Below are 16,610 nucleotides of genomic sequence, written 5' to 3'. Positions count from 1 at the left end.
TCCGAGAATCACAATTGTGCGTTTTGGTGGTTTAAGGCCGTCTTGTTCGTCCACTTTTTCAGTCTCGCACGGTTTGAGGTGTTTAATTTATTTGTAAAACGCACCAGAGAATATAGGGTTTCGTGAGAAGAATGCAAAAATTTGGAAAAAAACGAAAATAGGGCTTGGCAAATCAGAAATCCTCCTGCTATACGCCACCTCGCTGACGCAACGAGCACCTCTTCCCCGGTAGCTCAGTGGTAGAGCAACCGGCTGTTAACCGGTTGGTCGCTGGTTCGAATCCGGCCCGGGGAGCCAGCTCTTTTCATTAGGTGATTGGGCTAGGTCGTTTTCCAGTGGTAATAACGTATTTTATCGGCATTTAAAATTCGGCTCCGTGATTTGATTAGTCCGCATATTCTGGTTCTTTGTTGGCCATAACTGCCGCTCTTTAAACGTTCCTCTTTGTTTGAATTTTAGTGCCTGCGCTTATATGGCGTGAATAAGTTTAGAGGGGCGTTTCCTTTAGAGGATTTCCTGTTTTGATGGAACCGCTGTAAGACTATTATGCTTACAATGGGCGTTATTTGGCTTTCAGCGCCCTAATCGCAGCCCATTAACTTGACCGGCTTTTTCATTCTGAGACAGCACTGAATTCCAGAAAATTAAAAAGGCGGTGAACCAAATTCGTCTGGTTGCGTTGTTAATAAGTGATTAATCATGATTGGAGGCAGCCATGCTTATTTATTCGCGAATAGAGGCCATCGTCGCAGTAGCATTTTTGCTGATCATTCCTTTAATGCTACTTGTCAGTTAAATCGTTGCAAAGCGTTTACTGTGTTATAAAAGCCGCCTTTTTCGACTTCTAAAGCGCCTGATAATCATTCGATGTCAGGCGCTGTTTGCGTGTAATTATAATGAAATTTTTTCACTTGATTATATAAGCTGGCTGAATGTTTATTTTGCTTGGTGAATTTTGATAGAACATTGATTTTATTTAATGTTTTGCGGATATTTCATTCATATTGCGTTCACTTTACCTCCTGTATTCTGGTGTCAGAATAATGGAGTATTTCATGATTAAAAAAGCCGTACTCGCCGCCATCGCACTGTCGTTTATTGGTGCACCTTTTGCTCAGGCGCAAAATTACAATCAGCCGCGCAAGCCGGGCTATAGTCATGTTGAGCCGCAACACCCTTCCCATGGGAAAGATTTTAAACGCCATGACCGGTATGACCGTCGTGACCGCGATCACAAGCGTTGGCGGCAGGGAGAACGCTATGGCGACTGGCGTCGCCATCAGGAAATTCGTGATTACAAGCGTTATGGTCTTCGCAAGCCGGGCCGTGGTCAGCATTGGGTGAAGGTCGACAATCAGTATCTGCTGATTACAGCTGCAACCGGCCTTATTGCAGGTATTTTGGTCGCTCGTTAAAGCATTTCCTGTTTTGGTTGAATCGCTGAAAATGCTTGATCGTTTGTTTCACGCATTATCCCGCGCAAAACCGCTTATTCGCAATCCTACAATGGTGCGGACAGTTCCCTGTTTGCACCATTTTGCGTTTTGTCGGAATTAACGCGCGTTTTATTCATGCCGGCTTTTTCAAACACTTGCTGAAAGCCCTTCATATCTGCAATGTGTCGGAAATCATATTTGCGCTGAAAGCGGAGACACCTGCATGAGTGGCCTTCTGGCACTTCTTGATGACGTGGCGGCAATTACCAAAATCGCGGCGGCATCCGTCGATGATATATCCGCCAATGCCGCAAAAGCGGGAACAAAGACAATTGGCGTGCTGATCGACGATACGGCGGTTACGCCGAAATATGTTGTCGGTATTGCGGCTGCACGTGAATTGCCGATGATTGGTAAAATCGCGCTTGGAAGTCTTCGGAATAAGGGGCTGCTTATTCCGGTTCTGCTTTTGCTCGATTATTTTTTGCCGCTAGCAATCACCGCATTACTGATGCTTGGCGGGGCTTATCTGTGCTTTGAGGGCGCTGAAAAGGTTTGGCACACGCTTTTTCCGAGTGAAGAGCATGATGGAGAAGAATCCGAACAAAGCAAAGATGCAACCGCGCTTGAAGAAAAGCGTGTTGCAGGTGCAATCAAGACGGATTTGATCCTTTCCGCCGAGATCATGACACTCGCGCTTTCGATGATCGAAACCAATTCAATTTGGATCGAGATAGCCACTTTGGCTATGGTCGGGATCATGATTACGGTTCTTGTGTATGGCGTTGTGGCCATAATTGTGAAACTGGATGATTTTGGCGTGTTAATGGCCCGTAAGGGGCGGTCTTCTGCAACGCGTGCACTGGGGCGATGGATGGTGCGAGCCGTACCCAAGCTGCTGGTGGTGCTGACAATTGTGGGAACAGCAGCCATGCTGTGGGTTGGCGGTAACATTTTCATTCATGGTTTGCACGGTCTTGGCGTCCATCAGCCATTTGCATGGATTTCAGAGACCGCAGCGGATATTGCAGGGGAGGTGACGGCAAATCTCTTTGGGGCTGTTGATTGGATGGTCACAGCCCTGGCCGATGGCATCTTTGGCTTTGTGCTGGGCTCGCTGATTGTGCTTTTTATGATCAAAATAGCATCACCACTTTGGAATGCACTCAGGGCTTGAAGAGGGGCGTATCAAATCCAGCAAAGCCGTTTCTCACCTTTGCTGGAAATGTTCTAGCCCAGCCGAATGCTACGCCTTGCTCGACACTGGTGGCCTCAAGCACCGGATGATCGGTGTTGAGAAGACGTTCGTAAGTGCGCTACAGAAACGCGTTATTTCAAAATATCGGAAAGACGCTTTTGCTCTTTCGCCGCACGTTTGAGATTGAGGCCAGCGAGCAAATCAAGAATGTGCGTTTTCATCAATTCCGAAGCTTCACTTGTTTTACGGCGTTCAATAGCATCGACCAGAGCATTATGCGCGTGGCTTTCGCACGTGGTTTCGCGGCGCCGCCAGTAAAGCGCAATAATCAGGGATGAGCGCGGCAGAAGGTCTGTGACAAACCCTGCCAGAATGGAATGGCCAGCAATGCTTGCGAGTTCGAGATGAAAGCGCGCAGACAAACGAATGGCATCGCTGTCGCGGCCTGCATGAAGGGCTTCATGTTCTTTATCCAGATGCTCCCGCAGTTTTTTCACATCGTCTGCGGTCGCCACTTTTGCCGCAAGTGCTGCTACCTCCGGCTCAATCAGCATACGCGCTTCAAACACTTCGCGTGCTTCTTCCTGCGAGGGCTCGGCTACAAATGCGCCGCGGTTCGGCTCAAGCCGTACCAGACGATCGTGGGCAAGCGCCTGCAATGCAGAACGCACAACGGCGCGACTGACCGAATAAATCGACGCCAGTTCGTCTTCCGGCAATTTTGTTCCGGGCAGCAATTGGTGGCTCACGACCGCATCGCGTAGCCCCTCATAGACAGGATGCCAGCGTGTGGACCCGTTATTGCCACTCATCTCGTTGTTGTCAGTTGTTTGCGTGTCCAGAAAATTCATTTTCATCCAGATACAAACGGGTCAAGGTTCAGGGCCGTTTTGTATGTCTTTGAGTTGCAACTCATATACATATCGAAGCAGCACTCTTCATTGTCAACGATATTGCCGTTATGGTTTACAAAATATCGTGTCGTTTGAAATTGGCAAGATCGTTTGATTGGCCTTCAGTTTCGTGGTGAAAAAGGTTCAAATATACCCTGAAACTCTTTTGATCTTGGCGTCTGATAACCACCAATTTTCGATGTTCTAAGACCAAGCGCGACGAGACTTTCGCAGAGCTTTACCGCAGCAGTCACACCATCTATGACGGGAATTCCATGCTCTTCCGATAAGGAGGAGGCAAGATCTGCCATGCCTGCACAGCCCAGAACGATTGCTTCGGCGTGATCATCGCGCATCGCATGTGCGATCTCTTGCGATATGCGGCGTCGGGCATCTGAGCCGGGAATTTCAAGGTCAAGCACGGCCACATCGCTGGCCCTGACACGGGCGCAACGTGTTGCAAGACCGTAACGTGACAGATTGTGCTCAATGGCCGGAACTGAGCGCGACAGGGTTGTTACAACGCTGAATTTTCCTGCAATCAGGCTTGCCACATGAAAAGCAGCTTCACCGATACCGATCACAGGCATCGTGCTTGCGCAGCGCGCCGCGTCGAGTCCCGTGTCGTCAAAACAGGCAATCACACAGGCATCGGCTTTCGGATGTTTGCGCATTTCCCCAATCATGCCGGGGATGGCAAAAACCTCATCGAAATAGCCTTCAATGCTGGGTGGTCCATCCTTGGGGTTGATGGCAATGATATTCGTTTTGGCTGCCGCCACGCTTCGCGCAGCGTCACCGATTTTCCGCGTCATAGACGCGGTTGTATTCGGGTTGATGACAAGTATGTCCATTTCCTCAAACCATCGATTGTTTTTTTATCGTTGTGGTTGTTTCAGGGCGCTTTAGCGCGCCCTGAAATCAAATTTCGCCGCCCAGATAAAGCTTCTTGATACGGTCGTCAGAAACAAGTTCTTCAGAGTTCCCGGAAAGAACGATCTTGCCCGTTGCCAGCGCATAGGCGCGCTGTGAAATACGCAGTGCCATGCGGGAATTCTGCTCGACCAGAAGAACACTGACCTTTTCATCGCGGTTGATGGCGACAATTGAACGTGCAATATCCTGCACAAGCTTTGGTGCGACCCCGAGCGAGGGTTCATCCAGCAACAGCAGCTTGGGTTTTGCCATCAATGCGCGCCCGATGACCAGCATTTGCTGCTCGCCGCCGCTCATTGTGCCAGCAGCCTGAGAATAGCGCTCTTTGAGGCGCGGAAAACGCCCCAGAACCATTTCAAGCGTGTTGGCGATGTCTGCCTTTGCAGAGCGGGTGAAGGCGCCCATCAACAGATTGTCGCGCACGCTCATATAAGGGAAGACCCGTCGTCCTTCGGGTACCATTGCGATGCCCATTTCGACGATCCTGTCCGAGCGTGTGCCATCAAGGCGGCTTCCCTCGAAGTAAATTTCACCCTTGCGCAATTTGTTGAGCCCGGTGATTGCCCGCAGAATGGACGATTTGCCAGCACCATTGGCACCAATCAGAGCAACAGTTTCTCCCTGATTGACGCTCAGAGACACGCCCTTCAACGCGTAGACGTGATCATAATAGAGTTCGGCATCGGTAACTTTCAGAAGCTCTGTCATGATCAGTATCCAATCGTTTCATCTTCTGCGCCGAGATAGGCTTCGATGACTTTTTCGTTCTCCTGGATCTCCTTCGGTGTGCCTTCTGCAATTTTCTGACCGAAATTGATCACGACGATCCGGTCCGAAATATTCATCACCGCAGGCATGTCATGTTCGACCAGAAGCACTGTGATGCCGCGTTCGCGAACTGCGCGCACCATTTCCACTGCCTTGACGGTCTCGTCATGGTTCATGCCTGCAAAGGGCTCATCCAGCAGCAGAACTTTGGGCTGTGTGGCAAGACCAATGGCAATACCGAGCGCGCGCAAGTGACCATGTGGAAGGTTTTGTGCAACCTCGTTACGCTGTGGTCCCAAACCGAGAAAATCCAGAATTTCGTCTGCCGAGCGTTCAAATGTTTGTTGGTCTTCCCGCGCAAGACTCGTTCCAATATAACAGCCGAGAAAGCTGGCCTTCGCGCGCAGGTGATGCGCGACGATGACATTTTCACGCACCGTCATGCCTTTGAAGATGGTGGTTTCCTGAAAGGTTCGAACCACGCCTTTCCGGGCAACGATATGCGGCGCAAGGCCGGATATGCGCGCACCCTTAAACAGAACCTCGCCTGTCGTTGGATTAAGGAAGGAGGCAATCAGCTTGAACAGCGTGGATTTGCCTGCACCATTGGGACCGATCACTGAAAGGATTTCTTTTTCTCTGACCGAAAACGAGACATCATTGACTGCGACCAACCCGCCGAAGCGCTTGGTAACGCCTTTGACTTCAAGAAGCGCACTCATGGCCGCGTTCCTTTCTTATTTGTCAGACGCAGGCTGAGCAGGCCATTTGGCAGGAACAGCATCAGGATGATCAACAGGCTGGAGAAAATAAGGAGTTGGAATTTGCCGGTCTGGAAAAGAAAATCCCAGCCGAAATAGAGGACAAAAGTACCGATAATCGATCCAAATACATAGCCAAGACCGCCAAGGAAGCAGTTAAGCATGAAGTTGACCGAGTCTGTCACCGTGAAGCTCGATGGATAGATCGACTGGGAGATGGCTACAAACATTGCGCCGCCCAGCCCTCCAAGGAAGGAGGAAATCGCATAGGCAAGCACCCGCAGATTGGTGATGTTGACACCAATGGAGGAGGCCAGCTCTTCATTTTGTTGCAAGGATTGGCACAAACCGCCGATGCGCGAATGGATGAGCCTGTAGAGCGCTGCAAAGCAGAGCACCATAAGAAAGACCGACACGAAGTAGAACGCGGCGCGCGGATTCTGCAATGTGGCGAAGTCCGGCAGGATTGTGAGGCCGAAGATCGAAATTCCACCGGGAGGAGGTATGTTGACCATGCCTTTAGCACCATTGGTAATGGGCAGTGCCATAGCAAGCAGGCGCGCAACTTCTGTGAGCACCAGCGTCACCATCGCAAAATAAACACCGCGAAGGCGCAGGATCGGCAGTCCGATCAAAACACTGGCAAAGGCGCAGAAAAGCCCCGCCAGCGGCAATGTCAGCCAGAAAGACACACCGTACTTGACCATGAGAATGGCCGACACATAGCCCCCCATCAGGGCATAGGCCCCTTGGCCGATATTGATACGGCCAATGTAAAAGGTGAGCCAAACACCCGCGCTGACAATGGAGAGCAATGCGACCGATGTCAGGGTGTAATAAAGATCGTTACGTCCTGTTATGCTGATCAGCAGTGGTATACCGATGAAAACCAGCGCGAGGAAAGCAACGACGCCGAGAAGTTTTGTTGTCTTTGTCATGTTTCCTCCCATCAACCCCAAGGTTTGCCCATAAGGCCGTTCGGACGCAGGCTGAGGAAGACCATCAGGCCGGCAAAGATTACGAGATAGGTGATGTCGCCGTAAGGTCTGAGCACCGTGAGGCCGACAGATTCCAGCATGCCGAGAATAAAGCCGCCGGCAATCGCGCCACTGACGACACCCGCGCCACCGATCATCACCATCATGAAGGCTTTGATCGATATTGCGCCACCTATGCCGGAATTGACCCCGGTAATGGCAACCAACAAACCACCAACCAGGCCTGCCAGCATTGCCCCCATTGCGAAGCCGATCATGGAGTATCGGTCGACATTCACGCCCATCAACTGCGCCGCTACGCGGTCTTGGGCGAGCGCGCGCATGGCGCGACCGGGTTTCGTGAATTGCATGAAAAGAACGAAGGCTGCGATGAAAACCACCGCCAATACGCCGATCAGAATACGATCATAAGGTATGATCAGCCAATCTGAGACGAAAACGCCATTTATGATCTTCGGCACACCGCGCTGCTTTTCGCCAAAAAGTAACAGTATGACAGCATCCAGAAAAAAGGCGACGGCAGCAGCAAGCAACATCGTACTTTCGTCGCGCAGACTGCGTTTGATAACGGGTCTGAACAAAAATTTTTCAATAAGTGCACCAACAATCATCAAAGTGAGCGCAGATGCAAACAGCGCCACCACGAAAGGCAGGCCTAGCTGGCCATAAATCGTGTAAGTGACAAACCCTCCGAGCACGTACATTTGGCCGTGTGCAAAATTGAGGACGTTCATCAGAGCAAAGATCAGTGTAAGACCCAGCGCAATCAGCGCATATTGTGATCCAAGATACAGCCCGTTGACTATGACTTGTTCCATGAAGGCAAACTCCCTCCTGCGGAGAGCGGCGCATGCCAAAGTCTCCGTGGCGATATATGACAATTGGGAGGCAGAAGCGGGCGCTTCATGCACCCGCTTCCCACAGTCTCAGGCTTAGTCGACCTGTCCGACGAATAAGGTTTCGAACTTGCCATCCTTATATTCGGTGACAACCATCGGAATGCCCAGCTGGCGCTTCTGTGTGAACGATGTGGTGCCAACATAATTCAACTTGGAATCGTCGCCTTTTACATAAGGGTTGGGTGCCGAGAATGTGTCGACGGTCTTCTTGAATTCTTCGACGTTATCGATTGCAGCAGGGTTAGCCTTCAATGTTTCGATAATGTATTCAAGTGCATAGACCTTGGTATTCGATTCATCATTATACTCGCCATAAGCTTTTGTATAACGATCAACGAATTCCTTCATGGTATCCGATGCAATCTCCGGCGTGGACGCGCCGCCCACAGAAATGAAGCCATTAGCGAGCTCTCCGGCACCTTCCTCCAGAACCTTTGCGTCTTGCGCCGTTTCCGTGGAAATGAGGCCTTCATAACCAAGTTCGCGTGCTGCGCGGATCAAGAGAGGTGCATTCCCCGGAGCAACACCTGAAAGAACCAGAAGGTCTGGTTTCTGCATAATGATCGGGGTGAGCACGGGCGTGAAGTCACGCGTATCGTTCTGATAGGCATCGCTTGTTGAAACCACGTCCAGACCGAGTGCCTTGGCGGCTTCAATACCGCTGTCGCGCTGACTCAAGGGGTCGGATTCATTGGCGGCAACAAAAGCGACAGTTTTAACGCCCTTGTTTTCCTTGAGGTATTTATAGATAGCTGGACCCGACTGATAATTGGCAATCATGCCAAGAATGGCATTGGATGCCGGCGGTGTATAAAGTTCTTTCGGGAAGGAATAAGGGAAATAGATGATCCCTTTGGCTTCGGCGACCGGACGCACGGCGGCTGCGCCATCATCGACATTTGGCCCGACGACATAATGGACACCTTCCTGCGCCATTTTCTCCATGCCAGCAATGGCGCGCTTCGGATCTTTTTGATCATCGAAGGTTACGATCTTAATTTTGTAATTGTCGTCGCCGATCTTTACGCCGCCCAGTTCGTTGAGCCAGTCAGCACGAACCTGCATGGATCGAACGTTGGATGTTCCCCATGCCGCTGCTGGACCACTTGTAACACCCACAAAGCCGATCTTGAGTTCTTTATCAGCCGCTTGGGAGGCATTTGCTGAGATAAGCGCAAAAAGTGAAACGGCGCCGAGCGCCGCAGTTTTTAAAACTGCGCGTCTGTTAAACATATCTATTCCCCTTGTTTGGTCACTGCTCCCTCGTTTGGTGGGGCGCAGCGAGCGGAATTGAACGCCAGATACATCGGATTGTCAACAATATTAATTTTTTTGGTTGACAATCGGAGGGTGCCGCTGCGTTCGTAAATGAATTGCTGACATGTCGCCGCGCGAAACTTATTGAGGGAATTGCCCTGAGCTATTGAATTTCAAGGAAAATCAGGGCAGTTTTCGAATATAGTAATAATCGATGAGTGATCATGTCTGTCCAGCGTGCGAGTTTTTATATCCTATTGGCATTGGTGACGGTCGCCTTTGCCTGGCTGCTGATACCTTATTATTCGGCGGTGCTCTGGGGCGTTATTCTCGCGCTTATTTTCTACCCGGTGCAACAACGATTGCTTCGTTCGTTGCGTGGGCGCAAAAATCTGGCGGCTTTCCTTTCGGTGCTGATGTGCCTTTGTCTGGTCATCCTGCCAGCGCTATTCATTTTTGGATTGCTGGCTCAGGAGGGAAATACCCTTTACCAGCGTCTGGCGACGCGTGAATTTGATCTCAACAGCTATCTCACACGTATTCTGGCAGCTTTGCCCGGCACTTTGGAAGAGTGGATGATACGCTTTGAGCTGGGAACTTTTGCGGAATGGCGCGCGCGCATTACTGGCGGGATACTGCAAGGCAGCCAGGTTTTCGCAAGTCGTTTGGTTAGCCTGGGGCAGAATACGCTTCAGTTCATTATCAGCTTCGGCATCATGATTTATCTGCTTTTCTTTTTGTTTCGCGATGGTGAGGAACTTGGAGAAAAGATTCGCCAGGCGATCCCTCTGAGCGAAGATTACAAAAATCAGTTTCTCGAGAAATTTGCTGCTGTTATTCGTGCAACGGTTAAGGGGAATATCATCATTGCGCTTATTCAGGGCACAATTGGCGGTGTCACATTTTGGTTGATCGGCATTGAAGCAGCATTGCTGTGGGGCGTTTTGATGACAATTTTTTCGCTGCTGCCAGTTGTCGGCGCATCTCTCGTCTGGGGGCCCGCTGCTATTTGGTTTGCCGTGAATGGAATGTGGTTCCAGACCTTTATACTGGTCTTTGTCGGTGTTCTGGTGATCGGGCTGATCGATAATTTGCTGCGTCCGCCGCTGGTGGGCAAGGGCACACGCATGCCGGACTTTGTCGTGTTGATTTCAACGATTGGCGGGATTTCTCTTGTCGGAATTAACGGGTTCGTTGTTGGCCCGATGATTGCCGCAATGTTTATTGCAGCATGGTCGCTTCTCGCGCAGGAGCAGAACAAGCAGCTCACGCCAAGCTCAAAACTCGATTAGAGCACTATCCAAAAAGTGTGAAACAGCTTTCGGACCAAGATGCGCGTCAAAACAAATATTTAGAGCGCCGATCTGATTCAATCGGATCGAAAGCCGCTCGAAGCCGCGCTAATTTTCCAACGCTGAAAACAAGAACGCCCGCTGCACTGGGAGGAGGAGTGTGCAACGGGCGGATCTGGTAAGCGCGACTGGGAGGAGGAGTGCCGCGCTTCATGTTCAGTTTCTGGGAGGAGGAGTGAAACTGAACAACCTGAAAATAGGGTTGATGCTGACGACTTACAAGGCATTATGCCGCAAGGCAGATATGCATTTTTGAATAGCTGAAATAAGAAACCGCCCCGCAGCGATAAACGCGCTGGGGCGGCTCTTTCCTCCTCCAAGTGGAGAAGAAAATAACCAGTCGTTTTTAAAAAGCAACCCCTCAATTGTCACAGTGAATTTTCAGTAATTACTGAAAAGAATGGATGATTATCACCCGATCACAGCAAGCGCTCCGCCGGAATACAAGTTGCGGCGATGATGAGGCGCTTGGTTTATTTCCAATGTCTTAAATTGCGTTAACGAATGAAATGAATATCCGAAAAATGGCTGATTTTATCTGACATCATACTTCGTTTTAAATCGATTATTTTCGACTGATCGGCTGCTGGAAAAAACCATAAAAAATTTCGTCATTTCCATGCTGTTAAAGTTGACTCTTAATATCATGATTAATATAGCCAGCAATTAATATGAGTCTTTTTGTCATCTTAATTATGCCGTTAATGCAGAATGGGGCTTGGAATGCTGTTGAGAACAGGACACACGGGGTATCTGCTCGTGACAACAACACTTGGTGGGGCTTTTTCTTTGATGCTGTTGGGCGCGGGATCCGCTCTTGCACAAACAGTCACCGCCGAAAAGGCAGAAGATCAAGCAAAGCGCTCAGAGCAAGCGTTGCAACTCGACACGATCACGATTTCACCCACGATTCAGAACCAGGCTGTCATAGATGCAATCGGATCGACCAGCATTATAACGCAGCGCGATATTGATCGTATTCAGGCAACGACTGCGGCTGGTCTTTTCAGGGCGACCCCCGGCGTTCACGCGTCCCTAAACGGTGACGATCCGGCAACCTCTATTAATATTCGTGGACTTCAGGAATATGGCCGTGTTGCTGTCACGCTGGATGGTGCTCGTCAGGACTATTGGCGTGTGGGCCACGGTTCCGGTTCATTCTATATTGAACCGGAAATGCTCAAGCAGGTCACAGTCATTCGTGGCCCTGTTTCCAATGCATATGGTTCCGGTGGCATCGGTGGTCTGGTTGCCTTTGAAACGAAGGATGCCGGTGATTTCCTTCGCGACAATGAAACATGGGCTCTGAGTGAAAAACTGCGTTATGAAAGCAATGGCAAGGGCTGGATGACCAGCACGGTCGGTGCTTATCGCTTTCATGAAAATTTTGACGTGATTGGCAATCTGAATTATCGCGACAGCGATGCTTATAAGAATGGTGATGGTGATGTCGTTCGCTGGACGGGCGAGCGTGTCGTGAGCGGTTTGGGTAAAGTCACAATCCGTCCCGCCGAAGGGCATGAGTTGAAGGTTGGCTATTCACGCCAGAAATACAGCGATATCATGACTGGCAGCAGTGGATCGACGTCAGCAGTTCTGTCGCGCTACGACGCTGATACAATTGTGAGCAATTACACCGGCAATTATACATACAAACCGGAAGACAACCCGTTCTGGAACTTGTCGGTCAATGCTTATTACACCGATACGGATAACGACCAGTACCAGATCTGGCCAAAAGCCAATATTGGCAAAACGCGTTATTATGATGTGTCGACGGCCGGGTTCCGTGCTTACAACAGCTCGCGATTTGAAACTGACGCCATGATACACACCATCACCTATGGTGTTGATTATTATAAGATGCGCGGCAAATCCGATACGGATAACTTTGGTAATGGCGATCAGCAGGCCTATGGCGGCGTCCTTCAGTGGCAGGGTGAGTATCAGAAGTGGCTGGAGCTGATCGGTGCACTGCGTTATGACGGCTACCGGCTTGATGGCACCACGAAGGCAACAAATCTGCTGCCGTCGGAAGACGTCAGCGCTGACGGCAATCGTCTCTCGCCGCGTCTAAGCGTCGGCATAACACCTTGGGATGGTGTGCAGTTTTACGGCCTTTATTCGCAGGGCTATCGGGTGCCGCATATGCAGGACATGTTCCGCCAAAATGGCGCGCATGGCTCTGGCTATGAGCCAAATCTGTTGCTGAAGCCAGAAGTCGCCACTTCCTTCGAAGCCGGTGTCAACCTTCGGCAGGACGGCATTCTGGATGCTGGTGATCAGGTGCGTGCCAAGCTGAATTTCTTCCATACCGATGTGAAAGACTACATCAATACCGTAAAGAACGGCAAAGTAACGACATCTGAGAATGTTGGCACAGCGCGTCTGCGCGGCGTAGAATTTGAAGGCACCTATGACAACTGGTGGGGATACGTCAATCTTGCCGCGTCTTATACTGACGCCGAGATGAAAGATGGTATCTACAAAGGGGATAGTCTGAGCAATACACCGCTTAATAATTTCAGCGCAACGCTGGGCCTGAAAGCTTTTGAAGAAAAGCTGGTTTACGGCGTAGAATATGAAAGCGTCGGCAAGGTTAATCGTGCTCTGACGACGGGTGGTGTGAAAGTATATCCGCGTGTTGATCTGGTGAATGTATTCGCCAATTGGCAGGTGAACGATCATGTGAAGCTTGATTTCGGCGTCGATAATCTTTTCAACAAGGCTTACACGGACGCGCAAACGGGCTGGGCCACCAGCTCAGATATTGATCAGGCTAAAGGCAGAACCTTTAAGATCGCCATCACCGGCCGCATTGGCGGCTAATATTCCGGATTGAAAGCAGCCATGCTTTCAATCCTTTCTTGCACAAAGTTTTGCTTATTTAAAATTGACTGAGAAAGCCCGTGTCACAGCCATCTCCTGAAGTTTCCCGCGCATTATTGAGCCATGCAAGCATTCGATTGCAAAATGGCGGCATCTATTTGCCGAACATTATCGATCGTCTGAATTCCTACCAGGCGCAATATGATAACAGTGGCGACAACCACATATTCGAGTTCTCCTTTGGGCGGATTGAGATTGATAGTAAATTGCACGGCTACAGCGTCGCGCTGCATGCAGATGACGATACAGGTCTGCATCGATTAAAAGATATCGCAGCGGTTGCCATCGAACTCTACACAAAGGCGGAGGCCCCGGAGATTATTTGGCTGGGCGATAGGGCGGGAGAGCAGGCTCTTCCGCAGTTTCGCCTGATGCGCGTGCTTTCGTCCAATCTGTTCACGCCACATATGTTGCGGCTTCGTCTCATGGGAGAAGATCTCAAGCGTTTTGCATTGTTTGGAGCGATGCATATCCGTCTGCTTTTACCCACCAACGAGGTTCCGCAGCCCGTTTGGCCGATCATGGGGCCAAATGGATTGCCATTCTGGCCTGACGAGGCGCGCAAGCCCGCATCGCGTGCGTACACAGTCCGAAACCTCGACATTGAAGCCGGTTGGCTGGAGATCGATTTCTATCTCCACGACGTTGAAGGGCTTGCCTGCACATGGGCAAAAAACGTTAAGCCCGGTGATCAGGTTGGTTTGATGGGGCCGGTTGGCCGCCCTCTGCGCCATGCAAGCCGCTATCTTATGGGTGCCGATGCAACCGGTTTGCCAGCAATCGGGCGGATGCTCGAAGAGTTTTCAGCGGATGTGACAGGCCGTGTTGTGATTGCAGTCGATAGCGAAAAGGATGTGCAGCAACTCGTTCACCCAGAAGGGTTTTCGGTCGAGTGGATTATTGATGCCGATCAGAAACGCGCTGCCGAAACACTCACAAAAACTCTGTGTGAAGCGGAGTGGCCGAAAGGCCCTGACAGCTTTGGCTGGTTTGCGGGCGAGGCGGATCAGGCGAAAGTCATTCGCCAACATTGGCGCCAGAAGCTTGGAAAAAGCCGGGAAGAAACACTCGTTGCAGGCTACTGGCACAAGGATTCAATAGGCTTCATGGCTGGCTAGATAACAAGCTTTCTCTCAGAGAGATAAAATGAAAGCGGCCCGCGAAAAGCAGGCCGTTTTTTTGAAGGTGCTTTGAGTTGATTGAATCAGATTGTCACTCTAATCCTTTGTTTTAACGCGCATATATGTCCAAAAATGTTTCACCCTTTTCAGGGGGCGCTCTGTTTTTTATCTTCGATAGCCTTGCCCTGTGTGATCAGGCGGGCACTGTGTTGACCCGATATAAAGGTCCACAGCCAGCTCCATGCAACCGCCGCGCGGCTGCGTGTGCCAATCAGGAAAAAGATATGGGCAATGCCCCATACCCACCATGCCAGCGCGCCTTTCAGCTTGATCCGCCCCATGTCGACGACGGCCGCACCTCGGCCAATCGTTGCAAGATTGCCCTGATGGCGATAGCGAAAGGGGGCCGGAGCGGTTTGGCCTGATATGCGGCTGCGAAGGACCTTAGCAACATAAGCGCCCTGCTGTTTGGCAGCCGGTGCAATACCGGGAACCGGCTTTCCGTCCTGCCCTTCGACCCAGGCGGTATCTCCGATCACAAACACATCCTCATGGCCGGGAACGGTGAGATTGGCCAGAACGCGTGCGCGACCTGCACGGTCGCTTTCAACGCCAAGCCAGGCTGCGGCAGGCGAAGCTGCAACACCCGCTGCCCATATGGCCGTTTTACAGGGAATAAATTCATCGCCAACAGTTACGCCATCTTCAGTGATTTCTTTCACCGGCATCCCAAGACGCACCTCAACACCAATCTTTTTCAAGGCATTTTGAGCGTAAGATGAAAGATCTTCCGGAAATGCAGACAGAATGCGTGGACCCGCTTCAATCAGCAGGATGCGCGCCTCCCTTGTGTCGATATTACGAAATTCCGGCCACATCGTATGTTTGGCCAGTTCACCAATAATACCCGCCAATTCAACGCCGGTTGGTCCTCCTCCCACCACAGAAAATGTGAGCAATGCCCGTCGTTTTGCGAAGTCTGTCTCGCGTTCGGCGCGTTCAAACGCCAAAAGAAGACGACGACGAATGGTCGTAGCGTCTTCCAGCGCCTTAAGACCGGGGGCAAGCTTTTCCCAGCGATCATTGCCGAAATAAGCGTGCCGTGCGCCGGTTGCGAGCACGAGCGTGTCGTAATCAAGTGTAGAGCCGTCTTCGAGCTTCACCTGTTTGTTGGACGTGTCCACATCGACAACAGTGGCGAGCAGGGTGGTTACATCTTTGCGATCGCGAAAAAGATGGCGAATTGGCCATGCAATTTCTGATGTCGCAAGGATTGTTGTCGCGACCTGATACAAAAGAGGCTGAAAGAGGTGATGATTACGCTGATCGACAAGCGTAATGCGAACATTTGCACCTTTTAGATCATGGATTAATTGCAGGCCACCAAAGCCTGCACCAACGACGAGGATATGGGGGGTATCCGTTTCGCTCATTGCAGTTATTCACCTGAGTTGGCGCGAAAAAACTCGCGCTCATCTAACGATCATTGCGCTTGGCAAACGAACGCTATCAGGTTGATCAACCAGAGCCTACTGATTATCGCACAGGGCTGGCTCCCACTTTTGGCACAGCTTTACCTCGCCAGAATGACCTAAAAGTCATCTCCGTGGCGCATATGCCGGAAATAGGCAAAAGCGGTTCCTGCCAGAACCGGCAGAATAACCAAGGCTATCCAGAATATAATATTGCTCATGTTTCCCTCCCATTTTTTGCTACAATAGCACATCTTTGGGGAAGAGCATAATCCGACGACACTCAAACCAGTGACGCTAAGATTATGCTTCCAGCAAAACAGGTTAGATCAACGATCTGATAGGGAAACGTCTGAACTGCCCGCTTGTTCCACTTGCAACAGAAGCGTCTGAACATGGAAAGGGCCACTTTTTCAGTTTCAGCCTCGCCTTATAAAAACTCTTCCAAACGGACCTATTGCCAGCGCCCGACTCTTTGAGTAGTAGTTATCTCACATCAAGAGTTGGGGCGACGCCCAACGCCAACCTGCCTTTCCGGGCAAGGTGGTACTTCCTTAAAGGAAGGATGTGGCCGACCGGCAAACATACGGACAAAGCCACATGCGTCTGCCTTGACATAACGAAGGACTG

At 50.6% G+C, this 16,610-nt stretch carries 13 protein-coding genes, 1 tRNA gene and 1 riboswitch; of the genes, 6 read left to right on the top strand and 8 right to left on the bottom strand.

The window, feature by feature from the left end:
- Positions 1 to 222 precede the first annotated feature (222 nt).
- The 3 genes from ABE530_RS08735 (at position 223) to ABE530_RS08725 (ending at position 2,613) form a co-directional block, all read left to right on the top strand.
- Positions 223 to 297 (top strand) — tRNA-Asn (locus ABE530_RS08735).
- Positions 298 to 1,055: 758 nt separating this feature from the next.
- Positions 1,056 to 1,415 carry an RcnB family protein gene (locus tag ABE530_RS08730; RefSeq protein WP_499694275.1) on the top strand — a complete coding sequence of 120 codons (360 nt, stop codon included), beginning with the start codon at positions 1,056 to 1,058 and terminating at the stop codon, positions 1,413 to 1,415.
- 244 nt (positions 1,416 to 1,659) lie between these two features.
- A complete protein-coding gene (locus tag ABE530_RS08725; protein ID WP_499694274.1) occupies positions 1,660 to 2,613 on the top strand; it encodes a DUF808 domain-containing protein in 954 nt (317 codons plus the stop codon).
- A 152-nt stretch (positions 2,614 to 2,765) separates the two neighbouring features.
- On the opposite strand, the gene ABE530_RS08720 is transcribed toward ABE530_RS08725, so the two are convergent.
- The 7 genes from ABE530_RS08720 to ABE530_RS08690 form a co-directional block, all read right to left on the bottom strand.
- On the bottom strand, positions 2,766 to 3,446 hold the full coding sequence (locus tag ABE530_RS08720) for a GntR family transcriptional regulator (protein ID WP_265984480.1): 681 nt from the start codon (positions 3,444 to 3,446) through the stop codon (positions 2,766 to 2,768).
- Positions 3,447 to 3,649: 203 nt separating this feature from the next.
- Positions 3,650 to 4,381, bottom strand: a complete 732-nt coding sequence (locus ABE530_RS08715; protein WP_499694273.1) for an aspartate/glutamate racemase family protein — start codon at positions 4,379 to 4,381, stop codon at positions 3,650 to 3,652.
- A 67-nt stretch (positions 4,382 to 4,448) separates the two neighbouring features.
- Positions 4,449 to 5,171, bottom strand: coding sequence for an ABC transporter ATP-binding protein (locus ABE530_RS08710; protein WP_265984215.1), 723 nt, complete (start codon positions 5,169 to 5,171; stop codon positions 4,449 to 4,451).
- A gap of 2 nt (positions 5,172 to 5,173) precedes the next feature.
- Positions 5,174 to 5,953: an ABC transporter ATP-binding protein gene (locus ABE530_RS08705; RefSeq protein WP_265984216.1), complete on the bottom strand. Its 780-nt coding sequence runs from the start codon at positions 5,951 to 5,953 to the stop codon at positions 5,174 to 5,176.
- Positions 5,950 to 6,930: a branched-chain amino acid ABC transporter permease gene (locus tag ABE530_RS08700; RefSeq protein ID WP_499694272.1), complete on the bottom strand. Its 981-nt coding sequence runs from the start codon at positions 6,928 to 6,930 to the stop codon at positions 5,950 to 5,952. Before ABE530_RS08700 ends, ABE530_RS08705 begins: the two co-directional genes overlap by 4 nt.
- Positions 6,931 to 6,941: 11 nt before the next feature.
- Complete coding sequence (locus tag ABE530_RS08695; protein ID WP_265984218.1) at positions 6,942 to 7,808, bottom strand: branched-chain amino acid ABC transporter permease; 867 nt, start codon at positions 7,806 to 7,808, stop codon at positions 6,942 to 6,944.
- Between the two features lie 114 nt (positions 7,809 to 7,922).
- The gene (locus ABE530_RS08690) at positions 7,923 to 9,122 is read right to left on the bottom strand and encodes an ABC transporter substrate-binding protein (protein ID WP_499694271.1); all 1,200 of its coding nucleotides are present in this window, start codon (positions 9,120 to 9,122) and stop codon (positions 7,923 to 7,925) included.
- Between the two features lie 248 nt (positions 9,123 to 9,370).
- Here ABE530_RS08690 and ABE530_RS08685 point away from each other — a divergent pair, with 248 nt between their 5' ends.
- The 3 genes from ABE530_RS08685 (at position 9,371) to ABE530_RS08675 (ending at position 14,505) form a co-directional block, all read left to right on the top strand.
- Positions 9,371 to 10,438 carry an AI-2E family transporter gene (locus ABE530_RS08685; protein ID WP_265984220.1) on the top strand — a complete coding sequence of 356 codons (1,068 nt, stop codon included), beginning with the start codon at positions 9,371 to 9,373 and terminating at the stop codon, positions 10,436 to 10,438.
- A 783-nt stretch (positions 10,439 to 11,221) separates the two neighbouring features.
- Positions 11,222 to 13,327 carry a TonB-dependent receptor domain-containing protein gene (locus ABE530_RS08680; RefSeq protein WP_265984221.1) on the top strand — a complete coding sequence of 702 codons (2,106 nt, stop codon included), beginning with the start codon at positions 11,222 to 11,224 and terminating at the stop codon, positions 13,325 to 13,327.
- Positions 13,328 to 13,407: 80 nt separating this feature from the next.
- A complete protein-coding gene (locus tag ABE530_RS08675) occupies positions 13,408 to 14,505 on the top strand; it encodes a siderophore-interacting protein (protein WP_499694270.1) in 1,098 nt (365 codons plus the stop codon).
- A 149-nt stretch (positions 14,506 to 14,654) separates the two neighbouring features.
- Here the strand turns inward: ABE530_RS08675 and ABE530_RS08670 are convergent, their stop codons facing one another.
- Complete coding sequence (locus tag ABE530_RS08670) at positions 14,655 to 15,941, bottom strand: NAD(P)/FAD-dependent oxidoreductase (RefSeq protein ID WP_499694269.1); 1,287 nt, start codon at positions 15,939 to 15,941, stop codon at positions 14,655 to 14,657.
- A 527-nt stretch (positions 15,942 to 16,468) separates the two neighbouring features.
- Positions 16,469 to 16,576, top strand: a riboswitch (SAM-I-IV-variant riboswitch).
- Positions 16,577 to 16,610: the final 34 nt, after the last annotated feature.

Source organism: Brucella sp. TWI559 (assembly GCF_039674265.1).
Classification (GTDB): Bacteria; Pseudomonadota; Alphaproteobacteria; order Rhizobiales; family Rhizobiaceae; genus Brucella; species Brucella chromiisoli.
This window is presented reverse-complemented; position numbering and strand designations above follow the sequence as displayed.

Coding starts and splice junctions, on each gene's coding strand:
- ABE530_RS08720 (WP_265984480.1), bottom strand. CDS start 3,446: ATGAGTGGCAATAACGGGTCCACACGCTGGCATCCTGTCTATGAGGGG.
- ABE530_RS08705 (WP_265984216.1), bottom strand. CDS start 5,953: ATGAGTGCGCTTCTTGAAGTCAAAGGCGTTACCAAGCGCTTCGGCGGG.
- ABE530_RS08725 (WP_499694274.1), top strand. CDS start 1,660: ATGAGTGGCCTTCTGGCACTTCTTGATGACGTGGCGGCAATTACCAAA.
- ABE530_RS08700 (WP_499694272.1), bottom strand. CDS start 6,930: ATGACAAAGACAACAAAACTTCTCGGCGTCGTTGCTTTCCTCGCGCTG.
- ABE530_RS08730 (WP_499694275.1), top strand. CDS start 1,056: ATGATTAAAAAAGCCGTACTCGCCGCCATCGCACTGTCGTTTATTGGT.
- ABE530_RS08695 (WP_265984218.1), bottom strand. CDS start 7,808: ATGGAACAAGTCATAGTCAACGGGCTGTATCTTGGATCACAATATGCG.
- ABE530_RS08715 (WP_499694273.1), bottom strand. CDS start 4,381: ATGGACATACTTGTCATCAACCCGAATACAACCGCGTCTATGACGCGG.
- ABE530_RS08690 (WP_499694271.1), bottom strand. CDS start 9,122: ATGTTTAACAGACGCGCAGTTTTAAAAACTGCGGCGCTCGGCGCCGTT.
- ABE530_RS08710 (WP_265984215.1), bottom strand. CDS start 5,171: ATGACAGAGCTTCTGAAAGTTACCGATGCCGAACTCTATTATGATCAC.
- ABE530_RS08685 (WP_265984220.1), top strand. CDS start 9,371: ATGTCTGTCCAGCGTGCGAGTTTTTATATCCTATTGGCATTGGTGACG.
- ABE530_RS08670 (WP_499694269.1), bottom strand. CDS start 15,941: ATGAGCGAAACGGATACCCCCCATATCCTCGTCGTTGGTGCAGGCTTT.
- ABE530_RS08680 (WP_265984221.1), top strand. CDS start 11,222: ATGCTGTTGAGAACAGGACACACGGGGTATCTGCTCGTGACAACAACA.